General features: G+C 61.3%; 19 protein-coding genes. 12 read left to right on the forward strand and 7 right to left on the reverse strand.

Features of this window, described 5'->3' with window-relative positions:
• Positions 1 to 105 precede the first annotated feature (105 nt).
• The 12 genes from Q0K43_RS03630 to Q0K43_RS03680 all read left to right on the forward strand — a co-directional run bounded on the left by Q0K43_RS03630 (position 106) and on the right by Q0K43_RS03680 (position 9,913).
• Positions 106 to 1,086: a DUF1385 domain-containing protein gene (locus Q0K43_RS03630; protein ID WP_297289210.1), complete on the forward strand. Its 981-nt coding sequence runs from the start codon at positions 106 to 108 to the stop codon at positions 1,084 to 1,086.
• A gap of 53 nt (positions 1,087 to 1,139) precedes the next feature.
• Positions 1,140 to 2,003 carry a peptide chain release factor N(5)-glutamine methyltransferase gene (gene prmC / locus Q0K43_RS03635; RefSeq protein ID WP_297289211.1) on the forward strand — a complete coding sequence of 288 codons (864 nt, stop codon included), beginning with the start codon at positions 1,140 to 1,142 and terminating at the stop codon, positions 2,001 to 2,003.
• Between the two features lie 6 nt (positions 2,004 to 2,009).
• Positions 2,010 to 3,122 (forward strand): recombinase RecA, encoded by a 1,113-nt coding sequence (gene recA, locus Q0K43_RS03640; protein ID WP_297289212.1) that lies wholly within the window; start codon positions 2,010 to 2,012, stop codon positions 3,120 to 3,122.
• Positions 3,109 to 3,759, forward strand: coding sequence for a regulatory protein RecX (locus Q0K43_RS03645; protein ID WP_297289213.1), 651 nt, complete (start codon positions 3,109 to 3,111; stop codon positions 3,757 to 3,759). The genes recA and Q0K43_RS03645 overlap by 14 nt, the downstream gene beginning before the upstream one ends.
• Positions 3,759 to 4,334 carry a nitroreductase family protein gene (locus Q0K43_RS03650; protein ID WP_297289214.1) on the forward strand — a complete coding sequence of 192 codons (576 nt, stop codon included), beginning with the start codon at positions 3,759 to 3,761 and terminating at the stop codon, positions 4,332 to 4,334. Before Q0K43_RS03645 ends, Q0K43_RS03650 begins: the two co-directional genes overlap by 1 nt.
• A 12-nt stretch (positions 4,335 to 4,346) precedes the next feature.
• On the forward strand, positions 4,347 to 5,666 hold the full coding sequence (rimO, locus tag Q0K43_RS03655; RefSeq protein WP_297289215.1) for a 30S ribosomal protein S12 methylthiotransferase RimO: 1,320 nt from the start codon (positions 4,347 to 4,349) through the stop codon (positions 5,664 to 5,666).
• A 6-nt stretch (positions 5,667 to 5,672) separates the two neighbouring features.
• Positions 5,673 to 6,200: a CDP-diacylglycerol--glycerol-3-phosphate 3-phosphatidyltransferase gene (pgsA, locus tag Q0K43_RS03660; RefSeq protein WP_297289216.1), complete on the forward strand. Its 528-nt coding sequence runs from the start codon at positions 5,673 to 5,675 to the stop codon at positions 6,198 to 6,200.
• Complete coding sequence (locus tag Q0K43_RS11705) at positions 6,200 to 6,556, forward strand: hypothetical protein (protein WP_366086129.1); 357 nt, start codon at positions 6,200 to 6,202, stop codon at positions 6,554 to 6,556. Before pgsA ends, Q0K43_RS11705 begins: the two co-directional genes overlap by 1 nt.
• 1 nt (position 6,557) lies before the next feature.
• The gene (locus Q0K43_RS11710; protein ID WP_366086130.1) at positions 6,558 to 6,836 is read left to right on the forward strand and encodes a DapH/DapD/GlmU-related protein; all 279 of its coding nucleotides are present in this window, start codon (positions 6,558 to 6,560) and stop codon (positions 6,834 to 6,836) included.
• A 242-nt stretch (positions 6,837 to 7,078) separates the two neighbouring features.
• Positions 7,079 to 7,765, forward strand: coding sequence for a serine O-acetyltransferase EpsC (epsC, locus tag Q0K43_RS03670; protein ID WP_297289217.1), 687 nt, complete (start codon positions 7,079 to 7,081; stop codon positions 7,763 to 7,765).
• Positions 7,766 to 7,778: 13 nt separating this feature from the next.
• Positions 7,779 to 9,191 carry a cysteine--tRNA ligase gene (gene cysS, locus Q0K43_RS03675; protein WP_297289218.1) on the forward strand — a complete coding sequence of 471 codons (1,413 nt, stop codon included), beginning with the start codon at positions 7,779 to 7,781 and terminating at the stop codon, positions 9,189 to 9,191.
• 173 nt (positions 9,192 to 9,364) lie between these two features.
• A complete protein-coding gene (locus Q0K43_RS03680) occupies positions 9,365 to 9,913 on the forward strand; it encodes an ECF transporter S component (RefSeq protein WP_297289219.1) in 549 nt (182 codons plus the stop codon).
• Positions 9,914 to 9,946: 33 nt separating this feature from the next.
• Here Q0K43_RS03680 and bcp read toward each other — a convergent pair whose 3' ends face one another.
• Genes bcp through iorA form a run of 7 tightly spaced genes read right to left on the reverse strand, consistent with a single transcriptional unit; the run spans position 9,947 to position 16,448 of the window.
• The gene (gene bcp, locus Q0K43_RS03685) at positions 9,947 to 10,405 is read right to left on the reverse strand and encodes a thioredoxin-dependent thiol peroxidase (RefSeq protein ID WP_297289220.1); all 459 of its coding nucleotides are present in this window, start codon (positions 10,403 to 10,405) and stop codon (positions 9,947 to 9,949) included.
• 1 nt (position 10,406) lies between these two features.
• On the reverse strand, positions 10,407 to 11,156 hold the full coding sequence (gene yaaA / locus Q0K43_RS03690; RefSeq protein ID WP_297289221.1) for a peroxide stress protein YaaA: 750 nt from the start codon (positions 11,154 to 11,156) through the stop codon (positions 10,407 to 10,409).
• Positions 11,157 to 11,170: 14 nt separating this feature from the next.
• Positions 11,171 to 12,337, reverse strand: a complete 1,167-nt coding sequence (locus Q0K43_RS03695) for a pyridoxal phosphate-dependent aminotransferase (RefSeq protein ID WP_297289222.1) — start codon at positions 12,335 to 12,337, stop codon at positions 11,171 to 11,173.
• A gap of 23 nt (positions 12,338 to 12,360) precedes the next feature.
• Complete coding sequence (locus tag Q0K43_RS03700) at positions 12,361 to 12,792, reverse strand: ACT domain-containing protein (RefSeq protein WP_297289223.1); 432 nt, start codon at positions 12,790 to 12,792, stop codon at positions 12,361 to 12,363.
• A gap of 15 nt (positions 12,793 to 12,807) precedes the next feature.
• Positions 12,808 to 14,109: a phenylacetate--CoA ligase family protein gene (locus Q0K43_RS03705; protein WP_297289224.1), complete on the reverse strand. Its 1,302-nt coding sequence runs from the start codon at positions 14,107 to 14,109 to the stop codon at positions 12,808 to 12,810.
• Positions 14,110 to 14,130: 21 nt separating this feature from the next.
• Entirely contained in the window at positions 14,131 to 14,703 is a 573-nt protein-coding gene (locus Q0K43_RS03710; protein ID WP_297289225.1) for an indolepyruvate oxidoreductase subunit beta, read from the reverse strand.
• A gap of 2 nt (positions 14,704 to 14,705) precedes the next feature.
• Complete coding sequence (iorA, locus tag Q0K43_RS03715) at positions 14,706 to 16,448, reverse strand: indolepyruvate ferredoxin oxidoreductase subunit alpha (protein WP_297289226.1); 1,743 nt, start codon at positions 16,446 to 16,448, stop codon at positions 14,706 to 14,708.
• Between the last annotated feature and the right edge of the window lie 112 nt (positions 16,449 to 16,560).

A 16,560-nucleotide genomic window follows, 5' to 3' on the forward strand; every position in this document is an offset into this window, starting at 1 on the left:
AGAACATTTGTTTGAAAAAAGAGACCCGCACCCCTTGCAATTGGGGTGCGGGTCTGGTACAATATACAAGATATCAATCACAAAAGCAAGGAGAACTTAGAACGCATGTCGAAACAGACGAAACGTTCCTGCGATACGCCGTATAAGACCATGATCGGCGGCCAGGCCCTCATCGAAGGCATCATGATGCTGGGGCCGGAGAAGAAAGCCGTGGTGGTCCGCAAGCCGGACGGGGAACTGGCCGAGCAGGTGGAGGAGCGGGTGCTGATCAAAGATAAGCACCCGGCGTTGGGGTTGCCCTTCATTCGGGGCGTGTTCAATTTTTGCTCCTCTATGGCCAACGGCGTCAAGGCGCTGATGTACTCGGCGTCTTTTATGCCGGAGGACGAGGATGAGCCGGAGGAACCCTCCAAATTTGAGCAGTGGCTGGACAAGCATCTGGGCAGCGAGAAGGCGGCCTCTGCCCTGGTCACGCTGGCGGTGGTACTGGGTATTTTCTTTTCGGTGGCCCTCTTTATCCTGCTGCCCACCGCGCTGGTGGGCCTGCTGGGCCACTTCACACCGCTGGCCATGTGGCTGCGCAACCTGCTGGAGGGTGTGGTCCGTATTGTGATTTTTGTGGGTTATCTGGTACTGTGTTCCCACATGAAGGACATCCACCGGGTCTTTCAGTACCACGGGGCGGAACACAAGACCATCTTCTGCTATGAACACGGCCTGCCTCTGACGGTGGAGAACGTCCGCAAGCAGCCCCGGCATCATCCCCGCTGCGGTACCAGCTTCCTCTTTGTGGTCATCGTGGTAAGCATTCTGCTCTCCAGCGTGGTGTTTTCCTTTGTAGAGGTGACCAACACCTTCCTGCGGATGGGCCTGCATCTGCTGCTGCTGCCGGTGATCGTCAGCCTGACCTATGAATTCAATCGCTTGGTGGGCCGGTACGACAACTGGTTCACCCGCTTTATGTCCGCGCCCGGTATGTGGCTGCAAAACTGGACCACCTTCGAGCCGGACGACAGTATGATCGAGGTGGGTATCCGGGCCTTCACCCTGGTACTGCCCCAGGAGCAGGGCAAAGACAGATGGTAGCACCCATGCAGGGGCTTTGAGAGAGAAAGAAGAGAGACGAGGAGTGGTTACGCATGGCAACCACCTACAACAACCTCTACCTGGACGCGCGCCGCCGCCTGCGGGAGGCCGGCGTGGAGGGCGCCCAGCTGGAGGCCCGGGAACTGGTGTGCGCCGCCGCCGGGAAGAGCCGGGAGCAATACTACCGGGACATGGCCCTCTACGCCTCCGACCCGGTGGAGGAGAAGCTCCGGCAGCTGGTGGAGCGGCGGCTGGCCGGGGAGCCGGTGGCCTATCTCATTGGAGAGTGGGAGTTCTACGGCCTTACCCTGACGGTGAACCGGGATGTGCTGATCCCCCGCATGGACACCGAGGTGCTGGCCGAGCGGGCCATTTTGCTGGCACGGGCCGCCGGAGAAGGGGCCAGGGTGCTGGACCTGTGCGCCGGCAGCGGCTGCGTGGGCCTGGCGGTGGCCTCCAACGTACCCGGCTGCCGGGTGGTGCTGGCCGACCTCAGCCAGGCGGCCCTCAAAACCTGCAAGCAGAACATACGCCGGTGCGACCTGAACGCCAGGGTGACCTGCGTCCAGGCCGACGCGCTGGCGCCGCCGGAGGCAGCCCTCTGGGATTTTGACGTCATCGCCTGCAACCCGCCCTATATCCCCACCGGGGACATTGCCGGGCTGGATCGCTCCGTCCGGGATTATGAGCCTCGCTCCGCTCTGGACGGCGGGGAGGACGGGCTGGACTTTTACCGGGCCGTTGTCAGCCAGTGGGGTTCCGCCCTGCGCCTGGGAGGGTCCCTGCTTTTTGAAGTGGGCGTGGGACAGGCTGCCGATGTGGAGCGCCTGATGGCGGAACATGGCTTTTCCGATGTGCAGTCCAGCCAGGACACCCAGGGCATCTGGCGTGTCGTGGAAGGTATCATGAAAGGATGAGGATAGATGGCAGAGAAGAAGAAATCCGTGGTGGAGAGCGCCGCTCCCGCCTCTGATAAGAAAAAGGCTCTGGAGACCGCCATGGCCCAGATCGAAAAGACCTACGGCAAAGGTTCCATCATGCGTCTGGGCGATAACGCCGACATCGTGGTGGAGGCCATCCCCACCGGGTCCTTGTCCCTGGATCTGGCGTTAGGCATCGGGGGCGTACCCAAGGGACGTATTGTGGAGATCTACGGGCCTGAGTCCTCCGGTAAGACCACCCTGGCCCTCCACATCGTGGCCGAGGCACAGAAGCGGGGCGGGGAGGTCGCCTTTATCGACGCCGAACACGCCCTGGACCCCTACTATGCCCGTGCCCTGGGGGTGGACATCGACTCCATGCTCATCTCCCAGCCCGACACCGGTGAGCAGGGCCTGGAGATCTGCGAGGCTCTGGTCCGCTCCGGCGCCATCGACGTGGTGGTGGTGGACTCGGTAGCCGCTCTGACTCCCCGGGCCGAGATCGAGGGCGACATGGGCGACTCCCATGTGGGCCTGCTGGCCCGGCTGATGAGTCAGGCCCTGCGCAAACTGGCCGGCTCCATTGCCAAGACCAACTGCGTGGTCATCTTCATCAACCAGCTGCGGGAAAAGGTGGGTGTTATGTACGGCAATCCGGAGGTCACCACCGGCGGCCGGGCCTTGAAGTTCTACGCCTCCGTCCGCATTGACGTGCGGCGGGTGGAATCCTTGAAGAATGGCTCGGAGATCATCGGCAACCGCACCCGGGCCAAGGTGGTCAAGAACAAGGTGTCGCCTCCCTTCAAGGAGGCGGAGTTCGACATCATGTACGGCGAAGGCATCTCCAAGGTGGGCGAGATCCTGGATCTGGCCGCCAAGCTGGATCTGGTGCAGAAGTCCGGTTCCTGGTTCGCGATGGGGGAGACCCGGCTGGGCCAGGGCCGCGACGCCGCCAAGCAGTATCTGAAGGACAATCCGGAAGTGTGCGACAAGCTGGAGGCCGACATCCGTAAGAACGCCTACAAGCTGATGAGCAGCCAGGCCCGTGCCGCCGCCCGTGCCGCGGGCCGGGCCGTGGATGTGTCCGCCGAGGACTTCGAGGATGCGGATCAGTAAGCTCTCCCCCTCGGAGCGGGTTCAGGGCCGCTGGCTGTGCCACCTGGAGGATGGGACCATCCTGCGTATCACCGAAAATGAGATCGTCGCCTTCGGGTTGTGTTCCGGGCTGGAACTGAGCCAGGAGCAGCTGGCGGCGGTGGAGCGGGCGGCCAAAGCCGCCGCAGTGCGGGATAAGGCTTTGGATCTGCTCTCTGCCCGGCCCCTGTCCCGGAAGGAGTTGGTGGACAAGCTGACTGCCCGTCCACGGAATAGGGACAAGGAGCCCATTGCCGACCGGGAGAGCGCCGAAGCGGCGGCCGACCGGCTGGAGGAGTTGGGCTACCTCGACGACCAGGCCTATGCCCGCACAGTAGCCGACCACTATGCCGCCAAGGGCTGGGGGCCTGCCCGCATCAGGGAGGAGCTGTACCGCCGGGGCGTGCCCCGGGACTACTGGGACGGCGCGTTGGAGAATCTGGAGGCCCCAGACGACGCCATCGACGCCTTTTTACAGAAAAAACTCCGTGGGGCGGATCTCACCGACCCCAAGAGCTATCAACGGGCGGCCAACGCCCTGGCCCGCCGGGGATTCCGGTGGGAGGACATTAAGGACGGCCTGCGCCGGTACGGCGGGGCACTGGAGGAGGAATTGTAATGGATACCCGGGAAGCCCTGACCACGCGCCGCAGCATCCGCCGCTATAAGTCCGATCCCATCCCTGAGGACGTTCTGAAGGAGATTTTGGAGGCCGGACTGGTTGCCCCGTCCGCCATCAACCTGCAGCACTGGTACTTTGTGGCCGTCCAGAGCCCTGACGCCCTGGAGGAGGTCAAGGCTATCATGGGCGGCGTGGTGGAGAAGTTCACCCCGGTACTGGAGCAGCGGTTTGCCCGCAACCCGGAGCAGGTGGGCATCACCAACAAGTTCCTCTCCACCCTGGGCGGAGCCCCGGTGTGTGTGCTGGTGTTTTTCCTCAAGCCGGACTATCCCGACCGGGACGGCGCCATGCAGAGCGTGTCTGCCGCCATTGAAAACGTGCTGCTGGCCGCCTGGGACAAGGGAATCGGCTCCTGCTGGCTGTCCGCCCCCCAGCGGATGGGCTTCGGGCCGGCCTTCCAGCAGCGGTTTGCCCCTGACAAGGGGGAGTTTGTGGCGGCCATCACCCTGGGCTATCCCGACCAGCAGCCCAAAATGCCCCCCCGCCGGGAGGGCAGATATACCATCGTGTAAGGAGACAGTCTCTTGAAGATTGCATTTGTATCCCTTGGCTGTGCCAAGAACCTGGTGAATACCGAGCAGATGATGGCCCTGGTGAAGGCCGCCGGCCATACCGTCACCGGCGACCCCGAGGGAGCCGATGTGGCGGTACTCAACACCTGCGGCTTTATTGACTCCGCCAAGAGCGAAGCCATCCAGAACATTCTGGAGCTAGCCGCCCTAAAAGAGCAGGGCAAGCTGGGCAAGCTGCTGGTAGCCGGCTGCCTGACCCAGCGTTACCGGGACGAGATTCTGGAGGAGCTGCCTGAGATCGACGGCATCCTGGGCACCGGCAGCTATACCGACATCGTGCCTGCCATCGACGCCATGATGGAGGGGGATATCCCCACCTACTTCGGGGATATCGACCACACCATCGAGGACGGGGCGCGGATGGTTTCCACACCCTCTTATACCGCCTTTCTCAAGATCGCCGAGGGGTGCGATAACCGGTGTGCCTACTGCGTCATCCCCTCCCTCCGGGGCCGGTACCGCAGCCGCACGATGGAGTCTCTGCTCTCCGAGGCCAAAAAGCTGGCCGACGATGGGGTGCAGGAGCTGATCGTCATCGCTCAGGATATCACCCGGTACGGTACCGACCTCTACCATAAGCGGATGCTGCCGGAATTGCTCACCGAGCTGTGCAAGCTGCCCTTCCACTGGGTACGCCTCCACTATCTGTACCCCGACGAGCTGGACGATGCCCTCATTGACGTCATTGCCCGGGAACACAAGATCCTCAAGTATATCGACATACCCCTTCAGCATATCAATGACCGTATTCTCAAGGCCATGAACCGCCGCTCCACCAAGGCGGAGATCATCGCCCTGCTCCAAAAGCTGAGAGAGCGGCTGCCCGGCCTGGTGCTGCGCACCTCCCTCATCTGCGGCCTGCCCGGCGAGACCGAGGAGGAGTTTGAGGAGCTGTGCGATTTCCTGCGGGAGAGCGGCATCGAGCGAGCGGGTATTTTCCAGTTCTCTCCCGAGGAGGGGACGCCCGCAGCCGTTATGCCTGACCAGGTGGACCCGGACATCGCCAAGCGACGGGTGGAGCTGCTGGTGGAGCTGCAAAGCCGGGTGATGGACGCCTGGAACGAGAGCCGCCTGGGGGAGACCCTGGAGGTGCTGTGCGAGGGCTTTGACCCGGAGATGGGCTGCTATGCGGGCCGGTCCTATGCCGATTCCCCCGACGTGGACGGGAAAGTGTTTTTCACCGCGGCGGGTCTGGTACCTGCGGGCAGTTTTGTCAATGTACGGATCACCGGCACCAGCGATGGTGACCTGACCGGGGAAATAGAGGAGTGACGTGTTTTGAATACCGCCAATAAGCTGACCTTGCTTCGGGTACTGCTCATCCCCATTTTCCTGGTGGTACTCTACCTTCAGTTCCCTTTCCATATGTACTATGCCCTGGCTGTGTTCATCCTGGCCAGCGTCACTGATTTTGTGGACGGCTATATCGCTCGCCACTACAACATGATCACCGACTTCGGCAAGTTCATGGACCCCTTGGCGGACAAGATGCTGGTTATGGCCGCCCTGCTGTGGTTCGTGGAGGTAAACCGGTTCCCCGCCTGGGCTCTGCTCATTGTGGTGGTGCGTGAGTTTGCCGTCACCGGCCTGCGGCTCATCGCTGTAGAGCGGGGGAGAGTCATCGCCGCTGCCTGGTCGGGCAAGATCAAGACCGCCTCCACCATGGTGTGCATCTGCCTGATGCTGGTGTTCCATAACCTCACCCTGGATGTGGTGTGTGTGGCCCTTATTTTGGCTACCACCATTTATTCCGGCATCGAGTATTTTGTAAAAAATAAGGATGTCATTGACTGGAGTAAGCTATAATGCTGGACTTCAACAAGACGTTGGAGGAGAATCGGCCGCTGATCCATCCAACTTGCGTGGTGAAAAACTGCACCTTCGGCCGCTATGTGGAGTTGGGGGACCACTGCATCGTGGAGGAGACCCATGTGGGGGATTACACCTACCTCTTCGGGTCCAACGATGTGATTTACTCCCACATTGGCAAGTTCAACTCCATCGCCACCGGAGTACGCATCAACCCGGTACAGCACCCGGCCAAGACCCGGGCGGCGGCTCACCATTTCACCTATCGCTGCGCCCACTACGGCTTCGGCCCCGACGATGAAAGTTATACTTCAATGGCGGCGGGACAACCACCGTGTCACCACGGGCAATGACGTGTGGATCGGCCACAACGCCGTTATCATGGCGGGGGTCACCCTGGGCCACGGCGCAGTGGTGGGAGCGGGGGCCGTGGTCACCCACGACGTGGCCCCCTATGAGATCGTGGGGGGCGTGCCCGCCCGCCACATCGGCTGGCGGTACGGTGAGGACACCATTGCCGCCCTTCTGCGCATCCAGTGGTGGGACTGGAGCCATGAGGAGTTGCAGGAGCGACTGCGGGACTTTGACGACGTGGCTTCCTTCTGTGCCAAGTATGACACGGGTGTTCGTTGACTTGACACCAAATGGGAAACGTGGTAGTATACTACGGTAATGGAATAGCGCGAGGAACGGAAATAGTATCCAGCGAGTACCCGCCAGAGAGGGAACGTCACCGGCTGAGAGCGGTCCCAGGGGGTAACTGGAGAATGTGCGTCCGGGAGCGCGGGGGATGTGGACGCCCCCCGGCTGGCCCCGTCATCGGCCTTTGAGTGAGAAATGAGAGTGGAACCGCGATCTTGTCGCCTCTTATGCGTATGCGTAAGAGGCGTTTTTCTTTGGAGGTGTTTTCCCTGACCCGACTTGGCGAGACCCTGCGGGCCTATCAGGCCCGGGACCCGGCGGCCCGCAGCCGCCTGGAGATCTTTTTGCTCTATCCCGGCGTACACGCCATTATTTACCATAGGTTTGCCCACTTCCTCTACCGGCACCACCTGAAATTCCTGGCCCGGTTCGTCAGCCAGTGGAGCCGGCACTGGACTGGTATTGAGATCCACCCCGGGGCCAAAATCGGTCGCCGGTTCGTCATCGACCACGGTATGGGCATCGTCATCGGCGAGACCGCCGAGATCGGGGACGACTGCCTGATCTACCACGGGGTCACCCTGGGCGGTACCGGTAAGGATCAGGGCAAGCGGCACCCCACTCTGGGCAACAATGTAATGGTGTCTGCGGGCGCCAAGGTACTGGGCCCCTTCAAGGTGGGGGACAATTCCCGCATTGCCGCCAACGCGGTGGTACTCAGCGAGATCCCGCCCAACGCCACCGCTGTGGGCGTACCAGCCAGGGTGGTGCGCATCGCCGGGGAGAAGGTGGACTACGCTTCCTCCGTGGATCAGATCCACGTTACCGACCCGGTACAGAAAGAATTGCAGGCCATCAGCTCCCGGCTGGAGTGGCTGGAAAAGCTGATGGATGAACAGGCCAGAAGCCAAAATCAATAAGGAGCGAATTGCCATGAAACTGTATAATTCCGCAAGCCACAAGAAAGAAGGCTTTATCCCCCATGAGCCGGGCAAGGTGACCATGTACACCTGCGGCCCCACGGTGTACCATTTCGCCCACATCGGCAACCTGCGCAGCTACCTGATGGAGGACGTGCTGGAGAAGTTCCTCCGCTACGACGGCTACGACGTGAAGCGGATCATGAACATCACCGACGTGGGCCATCTGGCCTCCGACGCCGACACCGGCGAGGACAAGATGGTGAAGGGCGCCAAGCGGGAACACAAGAGCGTCATGGAGATCGCCCAGTTCTATACCGACGCCTTCTTTGCCGACTGCAAGAAGCTGAACATCAAGTACCCCGATGTGGTGCAGCCCGCCACCGGCATGATCGACGACTATATCAAGGTCATTACCAAGCTGCTGGACACCGGCTACGCCTATGTGGCCGGGGGCAACGTATATTTCGACACCTCCAAGCTGGAGAAATACTATGTGTTCAACGACCACGACGAGGAGGACCTGGCGGTAGGCGTCCGGGAAGGCGTGGAGGAGGATCTGAACAAGCGCAACAAGAACGACTTCGTGCTGTGGTTCACCAAGTCCAAGTTTGAGGACCAGGCCCTGAAATGGGACTCCCCCTGGGGCGTGGGCTATCCCGGCTGGCACATCGAGTGTTCCTGCATTTCCATGAAGTACGCCGGGGAGTATCTGGACATCCACTGCGGCGGCATTGACAACGCCTTCCCCCACCACACCAACGAGATCGCCCAGTCGGAGGCCTATCTGGGCCATCCCTGGTGCAAATACTGGATGCACGTCCATCACCTGAACACCAACGACGGCAAGATGAGCAAGTCCAAGGGCGAGTTCCTCACCGTCTCCCTGTTGGAGGAGAAGGGGTACGATCCCCTGGTCTACCGCTTCTTCTGCCTCCAGTCCCATTACCGCAAGAGCTTGGTGTTCTCCTGGGAGAACCTGGACAACGCCAAGGTGGCCTACGACAAGCTGGTGGCACGGGTGGCCGCTCTGTCCGACGACCCCGCCCCGGTGGACGAGGAGGCCGCAGCCAAATACAAGGCCGCCTTCATCGAGGCGGTGGGCAACGACCTGAACACCTCCCTGGGCGTCACCGCCCTGTACGATGTACTCAAGGCCGACACCAGCGACGCTACCAAACGGGCCCTCATCGATAGCTTCGACCAGGTGCTGGGTCTGGATCTGCTGAAAAAGGCCGCCGCCCAGCGGGAAAAGGCCGCTGCCCCGGTGGAGGGGGCCGAGGAGATCGAGGCCCTCATTGCCAAGCGGCTGGAGGCCAAAAAGGCCAAGGACTGGGCCACCGCCGACGCCATCCGGGATCAGCTCAAGGAGATGGGCGTGGAGATCAAGGACAGTAAGGAAGGGACCACCTGGACCCGGGTATAAGTTATGGAATCAGCGCCCGCCGGCAATGTCGGCGGGCGCTTTTATTTTATAAATCTGACCTTATAAAATAGAATAAAATTGACGCTTTTAAAAAGATCAGATTAAAACTATACTGGAGCCACAAGAAAAAAGAAGGAAGGCGTTCCGGTATGGTGAATTAAACAACCAGACGTATGGTCATGGCGGCGCTGCTTGCGGCGCTGACCACCGCGGCTACCATGGTGATCCGGATTCCCACCCCGACCCTGGGGTACATCCATCTGGGTGACAGCATGGTGCTGCTCTGCGGCATCCTGCTGGGGCCGGGACTGGGCGCGGCGGCGGCCGGAATCGGGTCAATGCTGGCCGACCTGTTCGGCGGCTTTACGGCATGGGCGCCGGGGACCTTTGCCATCAAGGCGCTGACGGCGCTGGTGGGCGGGAGCCTGTATCGCCTTTGCCTGAGCCGGGAACACATCGCCCCGCCGTTGCGTGTGATTTTGTGCGGCATTCCGGCAGAAGCGGTGATGGTCGCCGGTTATTTCCTCTATGAAGTGGGAATGATGGCCCTGGCAGGCAGCAGCCTGATTGCCGCTGCCGCCGCAGTACTGGCAGGCGTACCCTTCAATGTGGTGCAGGGATTGACGGGGATCGTGGTAGCGGTTGTGCTGCTGCCGGTACTCAGCCATGCAGGAGCTGGAGTGGAGATGCCGTCCCACAGAAGGAAGAGCCATAATTGCTGATTAAAAAAGCGCCCTCCAATGGAGGGCGCTTTTTTATCCACGCAAATAGGCCAGGATATCGGCGGCGTTGGTGTCCGGCTTCACCTTGGGCATCACCTTTTCTATGACGCCGTCGGGACTGATAACGAAGGTGGAGCGGACCACCCCCATGGACACCTTGCCGTAGTTCTTCTTCTCCTGCCACACGCCGTAGGCCTGAATGGCGGTCAGCTCCGGGTCGGAGAGGAGAATGAAAGGCAGCTCATGCTTCTGGGCGAACTTCTGGTGGGAGGCTACCGAGTCCTTGCTGATGCCGATGACCACCGTATCCAGGGCCTGGAATTCGTCGTAGGCGGCGGCGTAGCCGCAGGCCTGCCGGGTGCAGCCGGGGGTGTTGTCCCGGGGGTAGAAATAGACCACCACCCGCTTGCCTCTAAACTGGGACAGGGTGACGGGATTGCCCTCCTTATCGGGAAGGGTGAAGTCGGGGGCCAGGGTTCCCACTTCCAGCATATCAGGGTTCCTCCTTTAGGAAAACATAGTGTTGATGATCGGAATGGGCGGGGGAGAAGGCGTAGCCCAGCCGGTGGAAGGCTTTCAGCTCTTCCGCCTGTTGGACGTTATGCTCCGCCATCCAGCGGACCATCTCTCCCCGGGCCATCTTGCACATGGTGCCCTTTTCCACCACCTTGCCGTCCTTCTCCTCGCCAAAGGTGCAGGTGAGGAAGGAAACGGCGGGGGACAGGTGGGGGGAGACCGCTTTGCTGTACTCCTTGGAGGCCAGATTGACCACCAGATCGGTCTCAGCGGCCAGGGTCGCTGCCAGCTTATCCCCCCAGAAGGCGTACAGATCCTTGTGGCCGTCCACCTTCAGGGGAGCGGCCATCTCCAGCCGGTAGGGGGTTACCCCGTCGAAGGGGCGCAGCAGCCCGTAAAAACCGGAGAGGATGCGCAGATGTTCCTTCACATAGTCCAGCTGCTCCCGCTCGAAGACGCCGGGGGCCATGTACTGGTACTGGATGCCCTCATAGGACAGCAGGGCAGGGGTGAGGTTCTTCTCCAGGTCCATGTGGGCCAGCCGCTCCAGGTTAAGGGCGGCGATGGAATCGTTGCACTTCCACAGCTTTTGCAGCGCGGGGCCGTCCATCGCCTTCAAAGCCGCCAGCAGCTGCCCGGTCTCAGGCAGGAAGGTAGGCAGACTGTCGGGGGAAAAGCTGTCGGTGTCCACCCGCATTTTCTTGGCTGGTGAGATGATGATGCGCATGGATCCCTCCCGGCTCAGGCCATTTTCTCCTTGATGTGGGACAGGCGGTCCAGGGCCTCCAGCAGCGTCTCGTCCTTCTTGGCAAAGTGGAGGCGGACGATGTTGCGTACGTCCTCCATGAAGAAGGAGGTGCCGGGTACGGCGGATACGCCCACCTTTTGGGCCATCTCCTCGCAGAATTCCACGTCGGTCTGGCCCTTTTTCAGATAGGGGGCAATGTCGGCCAGCACGAAGTAGGTGCCCTGGGGATCGGTAAAGGGAATGCCGATATTCCGCAGCCCGTCGGTGAACAGCTGCTTCATGTGGGCGTAGTGGGCGCCGAACTCCTCATAGTAGCTGTCGGGCATCTCCAGGCCCACGATGGCTGCTTCCATCAGGGGAGAGGCGGCACCTACGGCGTTGAAGTCGTGGTATTGCTTGATCTTGTCCATCAGGTGCTTGGGAGCGATGGCGTAGCCCAGCCGCCAGCCGGTGATGGAGTAGGTCTTGGACAGGGAGGAGCAGGACACGGTGCGCTCCCACATGCCGGGGATAGAGTTCATATAGGTATGCTTGTGGGGGGCGTAGACGATGTGTTCGTACACCTCGTCCATAATGGCGTACACGTCATACTTGATACACAGGTCTGCAATGAGCTGCAGCTCCTCCTCGGTGAACACCTTGCCGCTGGGGTTGGAGGGGTTGCAGATGAGGATGGCCTTGGGGTGTTGCTTGAAGGCATCCTCCAGCACGTTGGGATCGAAGCCGAAGGCGGGGGGTACCAGAGGCACATAGATGGGCTCACAGTCGGCAAAGAGGGCCTGGGCGTGGTAGTTCTCAAAATAGGGGGAGAAGAGAATGATCTTATCCCCGGGGTTGGTGAGGGCGAAGATGGTGTCCACCATAGCCTCGGTGGAGCCGATGGTCACCACCATCTCCGTGTCCGGGTCCAGGGTACGGCCCATAAAACGGCCGCACTTTTTGGCCAGGGCCCGGCGAAAATTGGGGGCGCCCATTGTGATAGGATATTGGTGGGGGCCTTCGTAAGCTACCTGGGCCAGCCGGTCCAGCATGGCCTTGGGCGGATCGAAGTCGGGGAAGCCCTGGGCCAGATTGATGGCGCCGCAGGCCAGAGAGATACGAGTCATCCGGCGGATCACGGAGTCGGTAAAATACTGGGTCTTTTTACTCAACGGCTGCATAACGGTTCAACCTCATTTCTGAATTAGTGGACGCCCAGCGCCTCGCCCCGGGCGGGGGGCATTCCATTGGCCTGGAGCAGATTGGCCAGCCCCACGGCGTCGGCCACACGGAAGATCATGCAGGCCTGGCCGTTCACCTGACCAAAGACCGAGTAGACATACTCCACATCGACGGACTCCTTGGCCAGCAGGGAAAGAATGCGGCCCAGGCCGCCCGGCTCGTCGGGTACCACCACCGCCACCACAGGAGTCATGGAGACAATGAAGCCATGCTCCAGCAGGAGGGCGGCCGCCTGCTGGGGCTGATCCACGATCATGCGCAGTACGCCGTAGTCGCTGGTCTCGGCAATGTGGAGGGCCCGCATGTTGATTTGCTTGTCGGCCAGGATGGCGGTGATCTCCGCCAGCTGTCCCGCCCGGTTTTCCAGAAAGACAGAAATCTGTTGGATGGTCATAACCTTGCTCCTCTCTTAGATCTTCCGCTTGTCGATGACGCGGACCGCCTTGCCCTCGCTGCGCTGAATGGACTTGGGAGCCACCAGACGCACCTTGGCGTAGATACCCAGCATGGCCTTGAGGGCAGCCACCACCTGCTTCTCCTTCTCGGCCACCTGGCTCAGCTGGTCGGAGAACATCTCCGGAGTCATCTCCACCAAAACCTCCATGGTGTCGGTGTTGTTCACCCGATCCACGATGATCTGATAGTTGGGGGCGAAGCTCTGGCCCATGAGTACCGTCTCGATCTGTGACGGGAACACGTTGACGCCCTTGATGATGAGCATATCGTCGCTGCGGCCCATGGGCTTGCTCATCTTGATGTGGGTGCGGCCGCAGGAGCAGTCCTCGTGCTTGAGAATGCAGATATCCCGAGTACGATAGCGCAGCAGGGGGAAAGCCTCCTTGGTGATGGAGGTAAATACCAGCTCACCCTTGGACCCCTCGGGGAGGACCTCCCCGGTCTCCGGGTCAATGATCTCGGCAATGAAGTGGTCCTCGTTGATGTGCATGCCGCTCTGGGCGGAACACTCGAAGGCCACGCCGGGACCGGACAGCTCGGTGAGACCATAGATGTCGTAGGCCTTGATGCCCAGAGTCTCCTCAATGTTCCGGCGCATTTCCTGGCTCCAGGCCTCGGCGCCGAAGATGCCCGCCTTCAGGGGGATCTGGTCGGGGGTGAGGCCCATCTCCTTCATGCTCTCGGCCAGGTAGGCGGCGTAGGAGGGGGTGCAGCACAGGATGGTGGCGTTCAGGTCCCGGATGAACATGATCTGCCGCTCGGTGTTGCCCGAGGAGGTGGGGATGGTGAGGCAGCCCACCTTATGGGAGCCGCCGTTGAGACCGGGGCCGCCGGTGAACAGGCCGTAGCCGTAGCTCACCTGACACACATCCTCGTTGGTGCCGCCGGCGGCCATGATGGCCCGGGCACAGCAGTCCTCCCACAGGTCGATGTCGTGCTGGGTGTAGAAGGCCACCACCCGCTTGCCGGTGGTACCGGAGGTGGACTGGATGCGCACGCAGTCCTTTAAGGGACGGGCCACCAGGCCGTAGGGATAGGCCTCCCGCAGGTCGGCCTTGGTGACGAAGGGCAGCTTGTGCAGGTCGTCCACACCCTTGATGTCCTCGGGGGTCAGGCCCTTGTCCTCCATCTTCTTGCGGTAGTAGGGCACGTTGTCCCATACATTGCGCACCTGCTTGACCAGACGCTCATCCTGCCAGGCGCGGATCTGCTCCCGGCTGGCGCACTCAATGTCTTTTTGGTAGTAACGCTCCATGCTTCTCTCTCTCCTCGTGGTTCAGGAATTTCTGCCCAGGTGGAAGGCTTTGCGGTTAAGTTCCAGGAATTTCTCCGGTACGCTGCGGGTCAGGGCCTGCTGCCAGGCCTCCTCCGGCAGGTCGAAGTACCGGGAGAGGCGGCCCATGAGTACCAGGTTTACCGCCTTGGAGGAACCGGCCTCCTCGGCCAGGGCCAGGGCGTCGATGGCGTCCACCAGCAGACCGGCCTTATTCATCTGGCCCACCAGATCCTCCGGGTAGGCGGCGGCGCCGGTAATAACCGGCATGGGGTTGATCTGCTGGGTGTTGGTGATAATCCGGCCGCCGGGTTTGAGGAAGGCGGTGTAGCGGGCGGCCTCCAGCAACTCAAAGGAGATGATGAAATCGGCCTCCCCCTGGTCAATGATGGGGGAGTATACCTTGTCGCCGAAGCGGACGTAGGTGACCACGCTGCCGCCCCGCTGGCTCATGCCGTGAACCTCGGATACCTTCACGTCATAGCCCTGATCCAGCAGCAGACGGCCCAGCAGCTTGCTGGCCAGCAGGGAACCCTGGCCGCCTACGCCTACGATCATAATGTTTTTCGTATCCATGTTCACACCTCCTCACCCGTCTGGAGGGCGTCAAACTTACACAGCTGCTGGCACACGCCGCAGCCCACGCACAAGGTGGCGTCCACCCCGGCCTTGCCGCCGACCACCGAGATGGCGGGGCAGCCGATCTTCATGCAGGCCTTGCAGCCCACGCACTTGGCGGTGTCCACCGTCAGGGGCGCCTTGTGCTTGACATATTTCAGCAGGGCACAGGGACGGCGGGAGATAACTACGGAGGCCTCGGGGGCGGCCAGCTCTTCCTTGATAACGGCCTCGCACTGGCTCAGGTCGTAGGGGTCCACCACCCGCACACGGCGGATACCCACCGCCTTGCACAGGGACTCCAGGTCGATCTTGGTGCAGGGGTCTCCCTTCAGGTTGAAGCCGGTGGTGGGGTTCTGCTGATGGCCGGTCATGCCGGTGATGGAGTTATCCAGGATAATAACAGTGGCGTTGGACTCGTTGTAGGCGATGTTGACCAGGCCGGTGATGCCCGAGTGCATGAAGGTGGAGTCGCCGATGACCGCCACCGTCTTGCCGTCCATCTGGCCGCCGGAGGCCTTCAAAAAGCCGTGGATACCGGACACCGAGGCACCCATGCAGATGGTGGAGTCGATGGCGGACAGGGGAGCCACCGCACCCAGGGTATAGCAGCCGATGTCGCCCAGCACGGTGAGCTTCATCTTGTTCAGGGTATAGAACAGGCCACGATGGGGGCAGCCGGCGCACATGACGGGGGGACGGTTGGGAATGTTGGTCTCCAGGGCCTTGCCCGCCTCAGGGGCGGTACCCAGCTTGGCGGCCACCTTGTTCTGACTCAGCTCGTCGATGAGGGAGAAGGAGGTCTTGCCCTCCACCTCCAGGCCCAGCTCACGGCACCAGGTCTCCAGGAAACCGTCCAGCTCCTCCACCACCACCAGCTTGTCCACGCCGGCGGCAAAGTCCAGGATCAGTTTGGAGGGCAGGGGCCACACCATGCCCAGCTTGAGGACGGGATGTTGATCTCCCACCACTTCCTTCACATACTGATAGCTGGTGGAGGAAGTGAGAATGCCCATGGAAGGGTCTCTGCCGGGTTCCACCCGGTTCAAATCGCAGGTCTCCGCCCAATTTGCCAGAGCCTGGGTGCGCTGCTCCACCACCGGATGGCGCAGCTTGGCGTAGCCGGGCATCATAATGTATTTGGCGGCGTTTTTCTCGTAGGGCCGGGCGGGGGGCTCCACTCGCTCCCCGGTCTCCACCACGCTCTGGGAGTGGGACACACGGGTACACATCTTGAGCAGCACCGGGGTGTCAAACCGCTCGGACAGCTCATAGGCCGCCTTGGTGAAGGCAAGAGCCTCGGCGGAGTCTGCGGGCTCCAGCATGGGCAGCTTGGCCGAGCGGGCGTAGTGGCGGGAGTCCTGCTCGTTCTGGGAGGAGTGCATGCCGGCGTCGTCGGCCACGGCGATGACCATGCCGGCGTTGACGCCGGTATAGGCGATAGTGAACAGAGGATCGGCGGCTACGTTGAGTCCCACATGCTTCATACCGCAGAAGGACCGCTTGCCCGCCAGACTGGCGCCGAAGGCGGTCTCCATGGCCACCTTCTCATTGGGGGCCCATTCGGCGTACACCTCGGGGAACTTGGCCACCGCCTCGGTAATCTCGGTGCTGGGGGTGCCTGGGTAGCTGGAGACAACGGCGCAGCCCGCCTCATAGAGGCCACGGGCCACGGCTTCGTTGCCGAGCATCAGGGTTTTCATGGTGCATTTCTCCTTTTCCAGAGGCAATCGGAAAATAGTGAATTGTCAAACTAAGTGCAACAGGAAGTAAGCTCAAAGTCCCATAATTCCTGAGCAGAATGAAAGTTAAGAA

The sequence above is a fragment of the uncultured Flavonifractor sp. genome (assembly GCF_944383115.1).
Taxonomy (GTDB): Bacteria; Bacillota; Clostridia; order Oscillospirales; family Oscillospiraceae; genus Flavonifractor.

Excerpts from the sequence above, each read along its gene's own strand:
- Q0K43_RS03630 (WP_297289210.1), top strand. The coding sequence starts at position 106 with ATGTCGAAACAGACGAAACGTTCCTGCGATACGCCGTATAAGACCATG.
- prmC (WP_297289211.1), top strand. The coding sequence starts at position 1,140 with ATGGCAACCACCTACAACAACCTCTACCTGGACGCGCGCCGCCGCCTG.
- recA (WP_297289212.1), top strand. The coding sequence starts at position 2,010 with ATGGCAGAGAAGAAGAAATCCGTGGTGGAGAGCGCCGCTCCCGCCTCT.
- Q0K43_RS03645 (WP_297289213.1), top strand. The coding sequence starts at position 3,109 with ATGCGGATCAGTAAGCTCTCCCCCTCGGAGCGGGTTCAGGGCCGCTGG.
- Q0K43_RS03650 (WP_297289214.1), top strand. The coding sequence starts at position 3,759 with ATGGATACCCGGGAAGCCCTGACCACGCGCCGCAGCATCCGCCGCTAT.
- Q0K43_RS11705 (WP_366086129.1), top strand. The coding sequence starts at position 6,200 with ATGCTGGACTTCAACAAGACGTTGGAGGAGAATCGGCCGCTGATCCAT.
- epsC (WP_297289217.1), top strand. The coding sequence starts at position 7,079 with ATGCGTAAGAGGCGTTTTTCTTTGGAGGTGTTTTCCCTGACCCGACTT.
- cysS (WP_297289218.1), top strand. The coding sequence starts at position 7,779 with ATGAAACTGTATAATTCCGCAAGCCACAAGAAAGAAGGCTTTATCCCC.
- Q0K43_RS03680 (WP_297289219.1), top strand. The coding sequence starts at position 9,365 with ATGGTCATGGCGGCGCTGCTTGCGGCGCTGACCACCGCGGCTACCATG.
- bcp (WP_297289220.1), bottom strand. The coding sequence starts at position 10,405 with ATGCTGGAAGTGGGAACCCTGGCCCCCGACTTCACCCTTCCCGATAAG.
- yaaA (WP_297289221.1), bottom strand. The coding sequence starts at position 11,156 with ATGCGCATCATCATCTCACCAGCCAAGAAAATGCGGGTGGACACCGAC.
- Q0K43_RS03695 (WP_297289222.1), bottom strand. The coding sequence starts at position 12,337 with ATGCAGCCGTTGAGTAAAAAGACCCAGTATTTTACCGACTCCGTGATC.
- Q0K43_RS03700 (WP_297289223.1), bottom strand. The coding sequence starts at position 12,792 with ATGACCATCCAACAGATTTCTGTCTTTCTGGAAAACCGGGCGGGACAG.
- Q0K43_RS03705 (WP_297289224.1), bottom strand. The coding sequence starts at position 14,109 with ATGGAGCGTTACTACCAAAAAGACATTGAGTGCGCCAGCCGGGAGCAG.
- Q0K43_RS03710 (WP_297289225.1), bottom strand. The coding sequence starts at position 14,703 with ATGGATACGAAAAACATTATGATCGTAGGCGTAGGCGGCCAGGGTTCC.
- iorA (WP_297289226.1), bottom strand. The coding sequence starts at position 16,448 with ATGAAAACCCTGATGCTCGGCAACGAAGCCGTGGCCCGTGGCCTCTAT.